Below are 16,076 nucleotides of genomic sequence, written 5' to 3'. Positions count from 1 at the left end.
AGGTTAATTGCAGGGAATTGCTGATTCAGGCGTCTGGGCCTGTCTCATCTTCTTTGCGGGCGTACTTATTTAGCTTCAGTTGGATGTAATCGCCGATATCTTCCTGAACGTGGCTAGGCAATTCTCCAACGGCACTACGGGAGATAGAGGGCCAAGGCCAGGGCTCTTCGAACATTTCCCCTTTGCCAGTAACCAACCATTCAGCACGCACGTGCAGGGCAGCGGCGATCCAAACGATATGCCGTGAGGATTCGCTGCGGCCGCCTTCAATGTGGGCGATAGCACCTTGAGTGAGGGGCGTCTGGACGAGGTTTGCCAATGCTTCCTGTGTCAGTCCGCGTGTGGTGCGTGCGATGCGTAAGCGTTCGCCAATGCTCATGCTGTGTGTGAGTTGGAGAGGTTTTCAGTAGTTAGATACATTATGACAGGCTTCTGAGTCAAAGTATGACCATAAATAAAAATAAATAACTAATAAATTTGAAGTGTAAAACGTCAGTTTTGCGACATTGTGGCAGGTATTGGATCATAGTGGAACGCACGTTTACCATGCTTTTCGATTGCACAGCAGGATTCAGACCCGATGAAATTCAATCACGAAAGTGATTTTATTGGGGGCAGATAGGACATCTGTCTATCGCTTATGTGCGTCCCTGCTTCGCAGACCGCGCTGCTCCCGGTTCGCTGTTCGCTCATCCCTCACGGGACTGGCTGACGCCAGCCTTCCGCATCACTGACGCCTTCGGCCCGGCTTCTCGACCGGGCCTGCGCGCTTCGCTTGCCTGCGGGTGGCACCAAAGACCTGGCTGTTGCCGGCGCAGCCATCTTTCCTGACCTCATCACCTGGTCCGCGACTGTAGCCCGTGGCCGCGTGCCGTCAAGGCGCGCCAGGCCGTGTCCTCGGCTGCGCCTGCGGGCCGCACCCACCTGGCGCTTCTTTCCTTGACGGCTCACGTTCGTGGGCTACTGGCCGTCGCGGGCGATGAACTCAGGAAAGACGGTGGCAACGAGGCCAACCGGGTTCTTCGTGCCGACCGCATATCAACAGCAAAAGCGGGCTCCGAATCTTGGAATCCGGTATGCGGTGAACAGCTAACCCTTCAACGTCAGGAGTATTTACCATGAACGCGATCAATCACAGCGAAGTCCAGGCCATTGAAACGGCGAACGAGGACGTGGTCATTCCCGAGCAGAGCAGCATCGTGGTGCCGTTGTCGCAGTTGCGCGTATCCAAGCGCAACGTGCGCAAGATTCGCAGCAGCGGCCCATCCATTGATGCACTGGCAGCAAGCATTGCCAGGGTCGGGCTGTTGCAGAACCTGACCGTGGTGCAGGCCCGCGACGGCAAGTATTACGACGTAGTGGCCGGGGGCCGTCGCCTTGCGGCCTTGAAACTGTTATCCAAGTCCGGGCGCATTCCCAAGGAATGGGCGGTGCCGTGCATGCTGGTCGCCAGTGCTGATGCACGAACCGTGAGCCTGACGGAAAACGTGCAGCGTGAAGCCATGCACCCGGCAGATCAGTTTGAAGCCTTTGCTGCGCTGGTGGCCGAAGGCCAGCCCATTGAAGATATTGCAGCAGACTTTGGTGTCACGCCCCTGGTGGTGCAGCGGAGGCTCAAGCTGGCGAATGTGTCGCGGCGTCTGCTGGCCGATTACCGGGCTGACGCGGTGAGCCTTGAGCAGTTGATGGCGCTTGCCATCACAGATGACCATGCAACACAGGAAGCGGCCTTCTACGAAGCGCCCGAATGGCAGCGGCAGCCCCATTCTTTGCGGGCCAGACTGACTGAGCAGGATATCGACGCGGGCCATTCCCTGGTGCGCTTTGTGGGGCTGGATGCTTATGAAGCTGCCGGTGGCGGTGTGCGCCGTGATTTATTTGCACAGGATGATAACGGCACCTATATCACCGATACAGCGCTATTGGACAGGCTGGTGAAGGAAAAGCTCGACAGCCATGCCGCCCAGGTCAAATCCGAAGGGTGGGCATGGGTGGATGCCACGCCGTCCATGACCCATGCCGATCTTCACGCTTTTCAACGAGCGCCGCGTGAGCGCCGTACTCCGGGCAAGCGGGAAAGCGCACGGATAGAAAAGCTGGAAGCCAGGATGCAGGCCATCGGCGAGGAACTGGATGCCGCGCTGGACAGCGATGACGAAGAAACCGCAGATGCGCTGCAGGAAGAGGGTGACAGTCTGGCTGCGCAGTTGCAAGATTTGGAAGAGCGATTACTGGACTACAACCACACTATCAAGGCGGCGGCGGGTGCCGTTGTGACCATCGACTGGCAGGGGCAGGTGGTGATTCATCGCGGTCTACTGCGGGAAGCCGAAGCCAAGGCGTTGCGGACTTTGGAGCGGCTGCAGCAAGGGCTGGCCGAAGAAGAAAGCAATGGCGGCGACAATGGGAACAATGACCAATCCAAGGCTGCTTCTATTTCCGACAAGCTGGCCCAGCGCTTGAGCGCGCACCGTACAGCAGCGCTACAGATTGAACTGGCACGCAACCCGCAAGCCGCCCTGGCTGCCGTGGTGCATGGCATGGTGCAGACGGTGCTGCCAGTGGGCCGCTATCCCCATTACAGCTTACCGTTGGACATGCGTCTGAACGTACAAAACCGGCTGGACAGCATAGCCCCGGATTGGCCGGAATCACCCGCTGCGGTGGCCTTGCGTGAGTTGCAACAGGCAGTAGGTGCAGACTTGCCGCAGGATAGCGCCGATCTGTTTGCCGTGTTGCTGGCAAAGCCGCAGGATGAACTGCTACGGTTGTTAGCTGTGTGCGCCGCAGCTGCAGTAGATGCGGTGATTCACCGCGCCAGCGAGCACCAGCCAGGGGCAGAACTGGCGCAGGCGGTGGGCCTGCACATGGCGGCATGGTGGCAACCGACCGCCGAAGGCTATTTTCAGCATATTTCCAAGGCCATGATTCTGGATGCCGTGGGTGAGTTCGCGCCTGAGCAGGCGGCAAGGCTGGAAAAACTGAAGAAGGGTCAGCTGGTTAGCGAAGCAGAGCGCCTGGTGGCAGGTACGGGGTGGATGCCCGCAATCTTCCGGGTGGATGCGTCGCAGGAATCTGACTGCGATTCAGACACTGACGAAACCGCTAATTCCCTCGCTGCGTAATCCTGACGATAGGCCCGCGCCCCGGTTCCGGCCGGGGCGCTTCGCTGTTCAGCCAGCATCATCCCCAAAGCTTTGGCGTTTTGGGGCAGATGGTCAAAGTCCGGGCGCAGCATCGCCGCTCCCGGTTTTCCTGCCGGATATGGCCGCGCTTCACGCGGAGTTTCCCAACACAAGACCAAGTGACACTGTATGGCTGTCTTGCTTCCGGTCATTGTGTCATGCCGTTCTCGGTTTCAAGGGCGGCGCGTCGCCGTGGGCGCCGCTTGCGGCCGCTGGCCGTCTTCGACCCTTGAAACCTGCGCTGCGCCATGCCTATGGGGTTCCGGGCAATCCCGCCCTGAATACGGAGATCATCATGTCCAACATCAATGTTGAAACCGAGTACCCCATCATCACCGTGCAGCGCGTGGAGGATGACAAGCGCATGGACTTTCTGCCGAGCGCCCTTGGAGCAGACTATCTGTACGGGGAACGACTGATTTTTAGCTGGTTACGAGAACTCAGTAACGACTACCAGGGCGGCTACTGGCATTACTACTGGTTGTCGAACGGGGCTTTCTACATGGCACCGGACATCTCATCAAAATTACGCCTGGTATGGGCAAACAATTTCTTCGACGGAGAAATGTCGGCTGATGCGGCTGGCATCGTTGCCACCCTCTATGGGTTGAATCACCTGAGTTCCATCACGCATAGCGATATGTTGATTGAGCGCTATCACGGGCTGTGCCAGCATGTGGGCCACCACCCTGAGTCGAGTCTGATCTGGCGTGCCATTGACTGAAGGACAGCAATCTACCCGCGCGAAAGCGCGGGAACGGGCTGCCTGACTGAAGTGTTTCGGGTGGCGTCTGACGCAGTGGCACTCCCGCAATTCAGTCTTATAGAATAAACTGTGTATTTATACAGTATTTTTCTATGTCTAAACCTCTACCTATCGGGCAGATGCCTGTCGAGTGCTGGCTTGTGGAAGCGGCAGCGCAATGCGGCTTTCCCAGCCCAGCCGATGACCATACTCAGCGGCGTATCGACCTGAATGAAATTCTTCTGCATCAGCCTGCGGCGACCTATTACATGCGGGTGCGGGGAACGAGCATGCGTGACGCCGGCATTGAGGATGGCGACTGCATCATCATCGACCGGTCACTGGAAGCCCGCCATGGCGACGTCATATTGGCCGTCATAGACGGTGAGTTCACCGTCAAAACGCTGTTCAAGCGAAACGGCAAGGTCTCTCTCAAAGCGGCCAATCCACTGTTTCCCGAGATCAGCATACGAGAAGGCCAGGAACTCAGCGTCTGGGGGGTAGTGACGTGGGTCATCAAGCAGGCCAGTCGTCGCGGCGGATTGCGCTGATAGACGGAAACAGCTTCTATGCATCGTGTGAGCGCGCCTTGCGGCCTGCGCTGAATGGTAAGCCTGTCATCGTGCTCTCCAACAATGACGGATGCGCCATTGCGCGGACAGCGGAGGCCAAGGCCCTGGGAATCCGCATGGGCGACCCCTGGTTCAAGATCAGACACCTTGAATCTGAGGGCTTGGTGGCACTGTCTGCGAACTTTGCTCTTTATGGCGACCTCAGCGAAAGGATGATGCATGTCATCGGGCAGTTTTCTCCTCGGCAGGAAATCTATTCCATTGACGAGTCCTTTCTCGATCTGACCGGGGTGCCGGGTACGGGCAGGGAAATTGGAACGGCTATTCGTAGCCGGGTACTGCAGTGGGTGGGGATCCCCACCTGTGTTGGCATTGGTCCGAGCAAAACCCTGGCGAAACTTGCCAATCACCTGGCCAAGTCGCTGCCCAGGCTCGAAGGCGTGTGTGATCTGTCAGGGCTGTCGCACGAACGCCTGATGCGTGCGATTCGCCATGTGCCGGTAGCTGAGGTGTGGGGTGTGGGCCGACGGTTGGCCCCTAGGCTGCAGGAGCTGGGCATACAGACAGCCGCTGACTTGGCCTGTGCAGATGCGCGAGTGCTGCGTGATACGTTTTCCATTGTTATGGCCAAGACAGCCAGAGAGCTGGCTGGGGAGTCGTGTATCGCATGGGAAGACAGTCCGGCCCCCAAAAAGCAGATCATGTGCTCTCGCAGTTTTGGTTCTCCGGTGGGTGACATCGGCGGGCTGATGGAAGCGCTCAGTGTTTATACAGGCCGAGCCGCCGAAAAGCTGCGGGCGCAGGCGTCGATGACCACGGCCATTCATGTGTTTGCCAGGACCAGCTTCTTCAGACAGACCCCACAATACAGCGGCAGTGCAGTGATGCCCCTGGGTGAACCGACTGACGACACCCGTGTGCTGCTGGCAGCAACACGGCAGGCACTGCGAAAATTCTTCCGGCCCGGTTTCGCTTACGCGAAAGCCGGTGTCTGTCTGCTGGATGTGCAGCCAAGGCTCGAAGCCCAGGCCCAGCAGCAGTTAGCGTTTGATGTTCAGGATTCCGAGGCTGATTCGCGGCAGGTGAACAAAGCCATGTGTGTGCTGGACTGCTTGAATACCCGCTACGGGCGTGACACCGTCAAACTTGCGAGCAGTGTGCATGACGAGACTGCCGCGTGGCAGATGCGCCAGGAACGGATGTCCCCTTCCTATACGACGCGATGGGAAGATTTGGTAGAGGTGTGGCGGTAGCCTGTCGTGTGACCGCTCAATGAGAATAAACATAAGGGTTCAGAGCCGCGCCAGTCGCGGCTAAGGGCGCTCGCCGCGCGGCCGGTATCCGCAGTCATTTCCCCATCGGTACAGGCCCTAAAACGCCGACTGTATCAGTCCACTCCGCCCTGCAAGGGTGCGCTTCGCCGGGTACTCACCCGATCCCTCCGGTTCTCTTCGTCCTCCTGTCTTGATCCAGCGGCAAGGCGCGGAACTCACGGAAACGGCGGCGTTGAGGCTGAAAATTCGTCTCACACGGAGCCGCATTGCGTGATGACTTGCCGTTTTCGCGTCTGACAATTAGAAAGCGCTAAGTCGTACAACCAGTGCCGCCAAGGTGAAGAGCAGCACCGGAAGGGTGAGCACAATGCCGACCTTGAAGTAATAACCCCAGGTGATATCTACGCCTTTACGTGCCAGCACATGTAGCCATAGAAGTGTCGCCAGACTTCCAATAGGCGTTATCTTCGGCCCGAGATCGCTGCCGATGATGTTTGCATAAATCATGGCTTCCCTGATGGAGCCCGTTGCCTGGCTTGCATCGATGGACAGCGCGCCGACCAAGACTGTCGGCATGTTATTCATGATCGAAGACAATAAGGCCGTGAGTAGGCCGGTTCCCAATGTGGCCACCCACAATCCTTGGTTCGCCATTGCATCGAGCCATCCCGCGATCATATCGGTCAGCCCGGCATTCCGCAGGCCGTAGACAACCAGATACATGCCAAGTGAAAACACCACAATCGGCCAAGGTGCCTCGCGGACGACCTTGCGGATGCTTATTACGTGACCGCGACCCGCAACCAGCAGCAGAATGGCCGCACCCGATGCAGCAAGGGCGCTGACCGGAATGCCGAAGCCTTCCAAGAGGAAGAAGCTGACTAGCAGCAGAATGAGCACATACCAGCCCGCCCGGAATGTGGCCGGGTCGCGAATAGCGTCAGCAGGTGCTTTCAGTTGGCTGGCATCGTAATTCACCGGGATACTTTTTCGAAAGTAGATCAGAAGCACCACCAAGGTCACCGCAACGGAGATGAAGTTGACCGGCACCATGACTGCAGCGTATCGCGCGAAGCTGATATCGAAGAAGTCAGCCGAGACGATGTTGACCAGATTCGACACGATGAAGGGAAGGCTTGCCGTATCCGCGATAAAGCCAGCCGCCATGACAAAAGCCAGTGTGGCCGCCGGTGTGAAACCGAGCGCGAGCAGCATGGCCATCACGATGGGCGTCAGGATGAGGGCGGCCCCGTCATTGGCGAAGAAGGCCGAAACGGCCGCGCCCAGCAAGATGATTAGTGCAAACAGCAGCCGGCCGCGTCCGCCGCCCCAACGCCCGACGTGCAGGGCCGCCCATTCAAAAAAGCCTGCTTCATCGAGCAACAGGCTGATGATGATGATGGCAATGAAGGCGGCGGTGGCGTTCCAGACGATACCCCACACCACCGGGATGTCACCGAAGCTGACGGCGCCGAAGGCCAGTGCGAGCCCGGCGCCTAGCGTGGCACTCCAGCCGATATTGAGCCCGCGTGGTTGCCAGATGACCAGCACAATGGTGAGCAGGAATATAAGTAGTGCGACGACCACAGTGGAACCTCAATGTTTCGGGAATAGAAAAACGCCGTCGTGTGACGGCGGGGCAGAAGTGTTTATAGCTGTGCAAGCTACACGGACGGAGTGATAGAACTGATCTGGTCGAGCGCTCTTTTCAGTTCCAAGGGATCTGACTGCAGTTTGCTTAATGGCAAAGCGAGGAAGGCCTCGATGCGCGCTCTAAGTATGCGATAAGCAGTCTCAAAGGCCGCATCAATCTCGCTGTCTGTGCCGGTGACATGCGCAGGGTCTTCCACGCCCCAGTGGGCGCGCATAACGTTCCCAAGATACGCCGGACATTCCTCACCTGCCGCGCTTGCACACACGGTGATAACGATATCGGGCCGCACTGGCAGGTCATCCCAGGACTTGCTAGCGTAGCCTGCCGTCGAAATGCCTTCTCGGTTCAGAACTGATAGCGAGCGTGGATGTACTTCTCCGGTAGGTCGGCTGCCGGCGCTCACCGCCTTCCAACCGCTTGGCGCAAGATGATTGAAGGTGGCTTCGGCCAAAATCGAACGGCAGGAGTTGCCGGTACAGAGAAACAGGACGTTCATTTGTTGTTGGTACCTAGAGTATCGAGCTCGCGCTTGATGGCGACGCGGTCGAGCTTCGTCAGTGGCAAGCTGGTAAAAATCTTGATCCGGTTGGCGATCTGCCGGAAAATTTTGTCGAATCGTTCGCGTTTTTCTTCAGGCGTTCCTTCACTCGCTGAGGGATCTTCAAACCCCCAGTGGGCGGTGATCGGTTGCCCTGGCCATACGGGACACTGTTCGCCAGCGGCGCTGTCGCACAGCGTAATGACGAAATCCATTTGCGGGGCATCCGGTGCGGCGAATTCGTCCCAGCTTTTGCTGCGCACCTTGTCTGTCGGTAGTCCGACTGACTGAAGGATCTCCAGTGTCAGCGGGTTCACCCCGGCGCCGGGGTGGCTGCCAGCGCTGTATGCGCGGAATCGACCATTACCCAGTTGATTGAGCAACACTTCGGCCATGATGCTGCGCGCGGAATTTCCCGTGCACAGAAACAAGGTGTTGTATGGTTTATTTGACATGGCGAACACACTTCCTTTGAACCAGGACCGCCCAGTGGCGATGGAGTGATAGGGTTACCCGAGATTCTGCTGGGCTGGAGAACAGACTTCCAAGTTGACCGGCGAGCATGGGTTACCGCCGCAGCAGTTTTCCGTGAGATAGGCCAGAATGGAATTCATGGCTGCATACTGCACCGAATAGGACACGAAGCGGCCTTCCTGGTGGGATGACAGCAAGCCTGCGTGGACGAGCTCTTTGAGATGAAAGGTGAGCGACGAGGGAGGTATATCGAGCAGTTCTGCTAATCGCCCCGCGTGTAACCCTGCAGGACCCGCCTGCACGAGATGACGATACGCCTCAAGCCTTTTTTCGTGAGCGATAGCTGCGAGCAGTCGCACAATGTCTTTCGTTTCCATATTTCGATAATAGCAGAAATGACAAATTTAAGTGCTGTAATTGGCGTTTCATTCAGGTCGATACCGGCAGGCGCCAGGTAACCGCTACTCCCAGCAGGGTCAGAGCGGTGAGCGTACCTAGCAACATTGTCGGCCCGAGTTCGCTCAGTACTATTGCTAACCCCAAGGGGGCAATAGCCTGGGCAATAAGCATGGGCCGCGCCAATAGCCCCATACGTGCGCCATACCCATGGCTGCCGAATAGGGCTAACGGGAGGGTGCCGCGCACAATAGTCAGCAGTCCATTGCCTGCGCCATACAGAGCCATTGCGATAAAGGCCAGACCGGGATCGGCAGGCATTAGCAAAGCGAGCCCAAGAAAACAAAGAAGCACTGCTCCACGGGCAGACCACGTTGGATGAAGCGTCCGCCAAAGGGAGAATTCGAGCAGTCTAGCGGCCACCTGTGACGGCCCTATCATCATCCCTACTGCCAGTGCGACGGATGTTGCCAAGCCGAGCTGAACGAGCGTGTCCAGCAGATGTACGGACACGCTCGACATTACGGAGGAGTGCAGCGTGAAGAGGGCTGCGACCAAGAGAAAAAGGAATTGGGTCTCTTTAAGAGCCCCAGCGCGCAGCTCGGCATTGTTCGCCGGTTCAACTCCGCTGTTGCCTTTCTGCTCGCGAGGGATCAATAGCAAATACATCGGCAAGCCCACCGACAGATGTATACCGGCGAGCACCAGGCAGGTACCCCGCCAACCCAGTGTCGCCTCCAAGGTGGTGATGGCCGGCCAAGCTACCGTGCTCGCAAAGCCGCCAAATAGCGTGATGCCCGTCATCGCGGTGCGAGCGTTGTCGCCCAATAGACGTCCCAGCGTGGAGAAGGCGGCGTCATACAAGCCGCCGGCCATGGCCGTTCCAAGCACGGTCCATGCAAGGAAATAGACGGGTAGGTTCGGTGCTGTCCCCATCAAGGCCAATCCGGCTGCCAGCAGCAGGGAACTGCTGGCGAGCACCGGACGACCACCGAGATGATCGATCATTCGGCCAGCGCGGGGCGCGGCGAATCCCGCCACGAGCAGCCCCCAGGAAAGTCCGGCGACGACACTGCCAAGCGACCAACCGGTGTCACGAGAAATTGGGGCGGCAAGTACGGCAGGTAAGTAGAACGTACTACCCCATGCCAATATCTGGGTGATTCCCATGACGGCGATCAGGCGCACAGGAGCATCGGAGAGGGACGGTAGCGGAATGCGCACAAAGCTGCTGAGATGGTGAAAGCGGCCACAGCGGCGACGCTTGAAGATGGATGTTTGACAGATAATACTTGAACAGGCTCCATATTTCCACGATAATAGAAATATGGAATCGAAAGACGTTGTTCAAGTACTATCGGCGCTTGCACAAGAGTCGCGCCTGGCTGTCTACCGTCTCTTGGTGCAAGCCGGTCCAGCTGGACTTCCCGCTGGCCGCATTGCTGAACTTACCTCTATCCCACCTTCCTCACTGTCCTTCCATTTGAAGGAGCTCTCCCATACAGGATTATTAACCTCGCGCCAAGAGAGCCGTTTCGTTATCTATAGCGCCAACTTTGCAGTGATGAACGACATTCTGGGATACCTTGCAGAGAACTGTTGCGAAGGCGTCTTGTGCGTACCATCGGAACAAGGCGAAGCATGAATGATGTCGATGTTGTAATCGTAGGAGCGGGCCAATCAGCGCTGGCAACGGCGTACTTTTTGCGCCGCGCTGAGCTCTCTTTCGTGTTACTCGACGCAGAGGAAGGGCCTGGCGCGGCGTGGCGGCATGGATGGGATTCCCTGACATTGTTTTCTCCGTCGCAATGGAGTTCGCTTCCAGGTTGGCCCATGCCCCCCGCACACGGTTATCCTTCGCGCGACCATGTCATCGACTACTTTGCGCGCTACGAGGCGCGCTATGAGCTTCCCGTCGTACGTCCGGTTCTCGTGCAGGCGGTGCGGCGTGATGGCGACCGCTTTCAAATTGAAGCCGAAGATGGTCGTGTCTGGCGCTCGCGTGCAGTGGTGAGCGCCACCGGCACATGGCGTCATCCCTACGTACCCAGTTACCCCGGGCAGGATAGCTTTTCCGGTGTGCAGACCCACTCCGGACACTATCGGAATCCACAAGCCTTTGCCGGGAAGCGCGTGCTAGTGGTTGGCGGCGGCAACTCCGGCGCACAGATAAGGGCTGAGATGGCTGGCATCGCGCAGACCACGTGGGTCACGCCTTTAGAACCTGTCTTTCTGCCCGATCAAGTTGACGGGCGAGTGTTGTTTGAGCGGGCCACCGAGCGTTGGCAGGCTATGCAGCAGGGCTTGCCGCCGCCGGAAGAAGTCGGCGGTTTTGGCGATATCGTGATGGTGCCCTCCGTTGCCGCTGCGCAACGACGCGGCGACCTCAAATCTGTTCGGCCTTTCTCTGCTTTTACGTCAACCGGCGTCGTATGGCCCGATGGCAGCCACTCAGAGGTTGATGCCGTCATCTGGTGCACGGGCTTTCTGCCGGCGCTTGACCATCTAAGCCCACTAGGCGTCCTGGATGCAGATGGCCGAGTCGCCGTCGAGGGCACGCGTGCCGTGGCTGAACCAGGGTTATGGCTCGTGGGCTATGGCGACTGGACGGGCTTCGCGTCCGCCACTCTCGTTGGCGTCATGCGCACGGCACGCAGTACTGCGCAAGAAATCGGGGCGACGCTGTCGCCTGTCCACCAAACTCAACCAGAGGGAGTATCGCAATGAGCGATGTCGTTATCTATCACAACCCCAAATGCGGAACATCGCGCAACACGCTTGCCCTCATTCGTAATGCCGGGATCGAGCCGCAAGTGATCGAGTACCTGACCACTCCACCGGCGCGGCAAGTATTGAAGTCGATGATCGAACGTGCCGGACTGTCAGTGCGCGAGGCGCTGCGGGAGAAAGGAACGCCCTTTCAAGAGCTCGGCTTGGGCGACACGTCGCTTTCAGACGATGCGTTATTAGATGCCATGCTGGCGCATCCCATTCTTATCAACCGACCCTTCGTCGTGACGCCCACTGGCGTGCGCCTGTGCCGACCGTCTGAGCTGGTACTCGACATCCTGGAGCGGCCCCAACGTGGCCCGTTCGCCAAAGAGGACGGCGAAGTGGTCATAGACGAACACGGAAATCGTGTGCGCTGAACCGGCGCACCTGGAAATTTGAAATGAAGCAATTTACATCGCTACACGACGGCTCGTTGCCCGCATTGGACGCATCCTTGTTGGATATCCCTTCGCACGAGAAACTCGGCATCCCGGTTGACGCTCAACACCCGCCGCGCATTCTGTTGCTCTATGGCTCGCTGCGCGAACGATCGTATAGTCGGCTTCTTGTTGAAGAGGCAGCCCGCATTCTGCAGCGCATGGGTGCGGAAACTCGCATCTACGATCCTGAAGGTTTGCCGCAGCCCGACAGCGTGCCGGCCGATCATCCCAAAGTGGCCGAGTTGCGGGAGTTGTCACTATGGTCGGAAGGGCAGGTGTGGTGCAGTCCTGAGCGTCACGGTACGATCACCGGCATTTTCAAGAGCCAAATCGACTGGTTGCCGCTCGAAGTGGGCGCGGTCCGGCCAACACAGGGGCGCACGCTCGCGGTTATGCAAGTCAGCGGCGGTTCGCAGTCCTTCAACGCAGTTAATGCTATGCGGGTACTGGGGCGCTGGATGCGCATGGTGACTATTCCGAATCAGTCGTCAGTCGCCAAGGCGTTTCAGGAGTTCGACGAGGCAGGCCGCATGAAACCATCGTCCTACTACGATAGAGTCGTGGACGTGATGGAGGAGTTAATGAAATTTACGCTGTTAGTGCGAGGCCGCGCAGATTACATGGTCGACCGCTATAGCGAGCGCAAGGCTGCAGAAGCCGAAGTGTCGCGCCTTGCAGAGGCAGCCATGGCTCATGAGCGAGAGACTGAGCGGACGTAAACCAGGGGATCCCCATGCATGTGCTAGTTGCTGATGTGGTCGCCCGTACGATCAAGGGTTGGGTTCGCGCCTGACCACTTCAGCGGTTTCTTAAAGACATCGTATTCCCACAGAAGTCAGGCCGCCCGAGCCTGTCCGTAATTTTGTGGGTGAGGCATATCATAGGGGTTAAAAACCATGGATATGCCAATGAAGAAGAAGCGTACCGTTGCCGCGCAGGCAGCCGCCCGTGGGCCGTTGCCTGATCTACCCAGGGAACTGCTCGATGAACTGGTCAAAGGTCCGATGACGCCCACTGAAGTCCAGGATTTGATGCTGGCGTTCAACAAGGCGATCATCGAACGGGCCATGGGTGCAGAGATGAACATGCACCTTGGCTACCGGCCCGGTGAAGCCAAGCCACCAGAACAGGCCAACGAGCGCAACGGTGCCAGCGGCAAAACGATCATTACGGATCGCGGCCCCGTGCGGGTGGATATTCCCCGAGACCGCGATGGCAGCTTTGAACCCGTTCTGATCCCGAAGCACGAGCGCCGATTTACCGGCTTTGATGAACGCATCATCGCCATGTATGCCCGGGGCATGAGCGTGCGCGAGATTCAGGGATTCCTGGCCGAGAGCTACGGCACCGAAGTGTCGCCGGACTTCATCAGCTCGGTGACCGACGAAGTCATGGCCGAGGCTATTGCCTGGCAGAGCCGTCCGCTGGAAGCGATGTATCCAGTCGTTTTCTTCGATGCGCTGCGCGTCAAGATCCGCAGCGATGGCGTGGTCAGCAACAAAGCCGTTTATCTGGCGCTTGGCATCCAGGCCGACGGTCAGCGTGATGTATTGGGCCTGTGGATTGAGCAGACCGAAGGTGCCAAGTTCTGGCTCAAGGTCTTCAACGAGCTGAAGACCCGTGGGGTTCAGGACATCCTGATCGCCGTCGTGGACGGCCTGAAGGGGTTGGCAGAGGCGATCAATACCGCCTATCCGAAAACCGCCGTGCAAACCTGCATTGTGCACCTGATCCGAAACAGTCTGGATTACGCTGGCTGGCGCGACCGCAAAGCGGTTGCCCAAGCGCTACGGCCCATCTATGCCGCCGCTAGCGAGCAAGAGGCCGAAATGGCTTTGCAGTCCTTTGCCGAGGGCCAATGGGGCGCAAAGTATCCGACCATCGTGCAGGCTTGGCAACGGGCCTGGGAATACGTGATTCCGTTCTTCGTATTCCCGCCCGAGATCCGGCGTGTTATCTACACCACTAACGCCATCGAAAGCCTGAACATGCAATTGCGTAAAATCATCAAAACGCGAGGTCACTTCCCCAACGACGAAGCGGCCATCAAGCTAATGTGGCTAGCGTTACGGAATGTGTTGAACAAATCCGTGCGCGCGGCCTTCGATTGGAAATCAGCCATGAATCAGTTTGCCATCATGTTCGGCGAACGGTTTACGCAGGCTCGGGGATAAAGTTGTTAAACCGCCTCGCCCACAAAAAGACGGATACTCCCGGCCGCCCCAGCGGCAAGGGCGCTCGCCGCGCGGCCTGTGTCAGCAGTCATTTCTCCATCGGCACAGGCCACCATTACCCTGAGTGCGCCGCCTAAAACGCCGACTGTATCACTTCACTCCGCCCTGCAAGGGGTGCGCTTCGCCGGGTACTCACCCGGTCCCTCCGGTTCACTTCATTCTCCTACGGGCTGCGGCTTCCGCTCCCGCCCCTTTTCGTTCGTCCTTCCTTGATCCAGCGCGGCAAGGCGACGAACTCACGGCAACGGTGGCACTCCGGGCCAGACGTAGTACTGCGGACACCGCAAAACCTACAGAAGGCTCGGAATCTTCGGCCCCGGTGCCAGTTAACCCCGAAAGGAGAATGAACCATGGAAAACCAAAGCGCCGCGCTGAGCTACGACAACATGAATGCGATGCCCGCCCTGTATGTGCGCGGCCCCAGCGGTCGCTATAGGCTGGCCAGCGATGACATGATTCTTGCGGCTGGCCGCATGGCCGCAGAGAGTCTGCTTCCGCAGTCACAGCCCGTCGATAACCCGGTGAAGGTGCGCAAGTTCTTTCAATCCAAGCTGGCCGGCCTTGGGCATGAATGCGCAGCTTTCTTGTATCTGGATAGCAGGTTCAAGCCCATCCAGTACATAGAGCAGGGCATGGGAACGATCAATCAGGCCAGCGTGTATCCGCGCGAGATCGTGAAAACCGCATTGCGCCTGAATGCCGCTGCGCTCATCATGTCGCACAACCATCCGTCGGGATCGAATGAGCCGAGCACCGCCGACCTGAATCTGACCCAGCATCTCAAGAAGGCCCTGGCGTTGATTGATGTACGTCTACTGGACCATATCATCGTGACGGCGACGGAAACGATTTCCTTGGCCGAGCGTGGTGAGATGTGACGGCATGAAAAGCCAGGCAGGGCGTTCCGCCCTGCCTGGCCGCAAACTTGAATCGCTGAACCATCTAGCCTTGCTTACCTGTTTCTGATTGATGCCATTCCAATGCTTCTCTACTTGGCATCATGCTGGCGCTCGTAGGTAGCTTCAGCAGCTTGCCATGCCATTGACCGTATTCCGACTGTCGAAGGTTTTGATGCACGGTAACGGTGTAATCGTCAGCGTTAATCGTGATCCAGCCCAGATCAAAGAGGGTGTGTATGTCAGTGCGCAATAGCAGCCCATTCGTGACCACGTTAGTTTCCGAACCCCGATACGGATAGATATGCGCAGCTTCCAGCACGTCAACGACATTGCATTCCGTGATTGCACAGCGACCACCGTAAGCCGCAATTAGTTGATGCCGAAAAGCGGGCTGACCTCGGCGACGTACGATATCTGTGGCGATGCGTTTTCGCCCGTCCTCGATGCTCTGAGGATCGAAGGCGTCGCTGTGTTGGGCCTCCTCCTCTGTCGCCGCCATAAGATCAGCGTGCTCGCGTTTCAACACAAAGGACACAGGGTTTCTTCCTTCGTCACTCGAATAGGCAAACGGGCCTTCATAACGGAAAGCGGCACCTGGATGCTCGTACTTCGCGTGCCGGTAAAACAAGAGCAGTTCCAGCCCTCGTTGTTGGTGTTCACGGATCAGGTCGTCAGTTCTACCTGATGTCTGACCTTGCCAATAAAGCGTGTCATGCTCCAGAACATCCTCATATTGTGTTCGGTCTGCGGTCTTGCGTTCCGTCACAAACAGCCAAACCGAATCATGTCCCTTCGGTCGGAATACACCTGTATTGATCGTGGCGTCTGAGATATCAAACATCTCACGCAGCTGCGCCCGACTATAGATATTTCCTTGCGTTAGTGCGTCAGAC

General features: G+C 57.9%; 17 protein-coding genes. 10 read left to right on the top strand and 7 right to left on the bottom strand.

What is annotated here, in order from left to right; genetic code table 11:
- Positions 1–25: 25 nt before the first annotated feature.
- Entirely contained in the window at positions 26–379 is a 354-nt protein-coding gene (locus CKA81_RS11825; RefSeq protein WP_128355442.1) for a helix-turn-helix domain-containing protein, read from the bottom strand.
- Between the two features lie 739 nt (positions 380–1,118).
- Between CKA81_RS11825 and CKA81_RS11815 the strand changes: the two genes are divergently transcribed.
- The 4 genes from CKA81_RS11815 (at position 1,119) to CKA81_RS11800 (ending at position 5,755) form a co-directional block, all read left to right on the top strand.
- Complete coding sequence (locus CKA81_RS11815) at positions 1,119–3,125, top strand: ParB N-terminal domain-containing protein (RefSeq protein ID WP_128355440.1); 2,007 nt, start codon at positions 1,119–1,121, stop codon at positions 3,123–3,125.
- A 355-nt stretch (positions 3,126–3,480) separates the two neighbouring features.
- A complete protein-coding gene (locus CKA81_RS11810; protein ID WP_128355439.1) occupies positions 3,481–3,909 on the top strand; it encodes an antirestriction protein in 429 nt (142 codons plus the stop codon).
- A gap of 134 nt (positions 3,910–4,043) precedes the next feature.
- Complete coding sequence (locus CKA81_RS11805) at positions 4,044–4,481, top strand: LexA family protein (protein WP_128355438.1); 438 nt, start codon at positions 4,044–4,046, stop codon at positions 4,479–4,481.
- Positions 4,439–5,755 carry a Y-family DNA polymerase gene (locus CKA81_RS11800; RefSeq protein WP_228255708.1) on the top strand — a complete coding sequence of 439 codons (1,317 nt, stop codon included), beginning with the start codon at positions 4,439–4,441 and terminating at the stop codon, positions 5,753–5,755. Before CKA81_RS11805 ends, CKA81_RS11800 begins: the two co-directional genes overlap by 43 nt.
- A 321-nt stretch (positions 5,756–6,076) precedes the next feature.
- On the opposite strand, the gene CKA81_RS11795 is transcribed toward CKA81_RS11800, so the two are convergent.
- From CKA81_RS11795 to CKA81_RS11775, 5 genes are all read right to left on the bottom strand, one after another.
- Complete coding sequence (locus tag CKA81_RS11795) at positions 6,077–7,363, bottom strand: arsenic transporter (protein ID WP_128355437.1); 1,287 nt, start codon at positions 7,361–7,363, stop codon at positions 6,077–6,079.
- A 77-nt stretch (positions 7,364–7,440) separates the two neighbouring features.
- Complete coding sequence (locus tag CKA81_RS11790; protein ID WP_128355436.1) at positions 7,441–7,926, bottom strand: arsenate reductase ArsC; 486 nt, start codon at positions 7,924–7,926, stop codon at positions 7,441–7,443.
- The gene (locus CKA81_RS11785; protein WP_128355435.1) at positions 7,923–8,423 is read right to left on the bottom strand and encodes an arsenate reductase ArsC; all 501 of its coding nucleotides are present in this window, start codon (positions 8,421–8,423) and stop codon (positions 7,923–7,925) included. The genes CKA81_RS11790 and CKA81_RS11785 overlap by 4 nt, the downstream gene beginning before the upstream one ends.
- A gap of 54 nt (positions 8,424–8,477) precedes the next feature.
- Complete coding sequence (locus CKA81_RS11780; RefSeq protein ID WP_026483188.1) at positions 8,478–8,819, bottom strand: ArsR/SmtB family transcription factor; 342 nt, start codon at positions 8,817–8,819, stop codon at positions 8,478–8,480.
- Between the two features lie 52 nt (positions 8,820–8,871).
- The gene (locus CKA81_RS11775; RefSeq protein ID WP_206750833.1) at positions 8,872–10,026 is read right to left on the bottom strand and encodes an MFS transporter; all 1,155 of its coding nucleotides are present in this window, start codon (positions 10,024–10,026) and stop codon (positions 8,872–8,874) included.
- A gap of 139 nt (positions 10,027–10,165) precedes the next feature.
- On the opposite strand from CKA81_RS11775, the gene CKA81_RS11770 reads away from it, so the two are divergent.
- The 6 genes from CKA81_RS11770 to CKA81_RS11745 all read left to right on the top strand — a co-directional run bounded on the left by CKA81_RS11770 (position 10,166) and on the right by CKA81_RS11745 (position 15,162).
- Positions 10,166–10,483, top strand: a complete 318-nt coding sequence (locus CKA81_RS11770) for an ArsR/SmtB family transcription factor (RefSeq protein WP_128355434.1) — start codon at positions 10,166–10,168, stop codon at positions 10,481–10,483.
- Entirely contained in the window at positions 10,480–11,565 is a 1,086-nt protein-coding gene (locus CKA81_RS11765; protein ID WP_128355433.1) for an ArsO family NAD(P)H-dependent flavin-containing monooxygenase, read from the top strand. Before CKA81_RS11770 ends, CKA81_RS11765 begins: the two co-directional genes overlap by 4 nt.
- The gene (arsC, locus tag CKA81_RS11760; protein WP_128355432.1) at positions 11,562–11,987 is read left to right on the top strand and encodes an arsenate reductase (glutaredoxin); all 426 of its coding nucleotides are present in this window, start codon (positions 11,562–11,564) and stop codon (positions 11,985–11,987) included. The genes CKA81_RS11765 and arsC overlap by 4 nt, the downstream gene beginning before the upstream one ends.
- A gap of 23 nt (positions 11,988–12,010) precedes the next feature.
- Positions 12,011–12,769, top strand: a complete 759-nt coding sequence (gene arsH / locus CKA81_RS11755; RefSeq protein WP_128355431.1) for an arsenical resistance protein ArsH — start codon at positions 12,011–12,013, stop codon at positions 12,767–12,769.
- 183 nt (positions 12,770–12,952) lie between these two features.
- On the top strand, positions 12,953–14,224 hold the full coding sequence (locus CKA81_RS11750; RefSeq protein ID WP_164878465.1) for an IS256 family transposase: 1,272 nt from the start codon (positions 12,953–12,955) through the stop codon (positions 14,222–14,224).
- Positions 14,225–14,634: 410 nt separating this feature from the next.
- The gene (locus CKA81_RS11745) at positions 14,635–15,162 is read left to right on the top strand and encodes a JAB domain-containing protein (RefSeq protein ID WP_128355429.1); all 528 of its coding nucleotides are present in this window, start codon (positions 14,635–14,637) and stop codon (positions 15,160–15,162) included.
- 64 nt (positions 15,163–15,226) lie between these two features.
- On the opposite strand, the gene CKA81_RS11740 is transcribed toward CKA81_RS11745, so the two are convergent.
- Entirely contained in the window at positions 15,227–16,024 is a 798-nt protein-coding gene (locus CKA81_RS11740) for an HNH endonuclease (protein WP_199287535.1), read from the bottom strand.
- Between the last annotated feature and the right edge of the window lie 52 nt (positions 16,025–16,076).

Origin of the sequence: Pollutimonas thiosulfatoxidans, assembly GCF_004022565.1 — a bacterium.
GTDB classification, from domain to species: domain Bacteria; phylum Pseudomonadota; class Gammaproteobacteria; order Burkholderiales; family Burkholderiaceae_B; genus Pusillimonas_D; species Pusillimonas_D thiosulfatoxidans.
Note: the sequence above shows the minus strand (reverse complement) of the source record. Positions and strands in the feature narration are given on the sequence as shown.

Bases quoted from the DNA above. Each gene is read 5' to 3' on its own strand.
- CKA81_RS11810 (WP_128355439.1), top strand. From the start codon at position 3,481: ATGTCCAACATCAATGTTGAAACCGAGTACCCCATCATCACCGTGCAG.
- arsH (WP_128355431.1), top strand. From the start codon at position 12,011: ATGAAGCAATTTACATCGCTACACGACGGCTCGTTGCCCGCATTGGAC.
- CKA81_RS11745 (WP_128355429.1), top strand. From the start codon at position 14,635: ATGGAAAACCAAAGCGCCGCGCTGAGCTACGACAACATGAATGCGATG.
- arsC (WP_128355432.1), top strand. From the start codon at position 11,562: ATGAGCGATGTCGTTATCTATCACAACCCCAAATGCGGAACATCGCGC.
- CKA81_RS11815 (WP_128355440.1), top strand. From the start codon at position 1,119: ATGAACGCGATCAATCACAGCGAAGTCCAGGCCATTGAAACGGCGAAC.
- CKA81_RS11805 (WP_128355438.1), top strand. From the start codon at position 4,044: ATGTCTAAACCTCTACCTATCGGGCAGATGCCTGTCGAGTGCTGGCTT.
- CKA81_RS11750 (WP_164878465.1), top strand. From the start codon at position 12,953: ATGCCAATGAAGAAGAAGCGTACCGTTGCCGCGCAGGCAGCCGCCCGT.
- CKA81_RS11765 (WP_128355433.1), top strand. From the start codon at position 10,480: ATGAATGATGTCGATGTTGTAATCGTAGGAGCGGGCCAATCAGCGCTG.
- CKA81_RS11780 (WP_026483188.1), bottom strand. From the start codon at position 8,819: ATGGAAACGAAAGACATTGTGCGACTGCTCGCAGCTATCGCTCACGAA.
- CKA81_RS11785 (WP_128355435.1), bottom strand. From the start codon at position 8,423: ATGTCAAATAAACCATACAACACCTTGTTTCTGTGCACGGGAAATTCC.
- CKA81_RS11740 (WP_199287535.1), bottom strand. From the start codon at position 16,024: ATGTTTGATATCTCAGACGCCACGATCAATACAGGTGTATTCCGACCG.
- CKA81_RS11825 (WP_128355442.1), bottom strand. From the start codon at position 379: ATGAGCATTGGCGAACGCTTACGCATCGCACGCACCACACGCGGACTG.
- CKA81_RS11770 (WP_128355434.1), top strand. From the start codon at position 10,166: ATGGAATCGAAAGACGTTGTTCAAGTACTATCGGCGCTTGCACAAGAG.
- CKA81_RS11790 (WP_128355436.1), bottom strand. From the start codon at position 7,926: ATGAACGTCCTGTTTCTCTGTACCGGCAACTCCTGCCGTTCGATTTTG.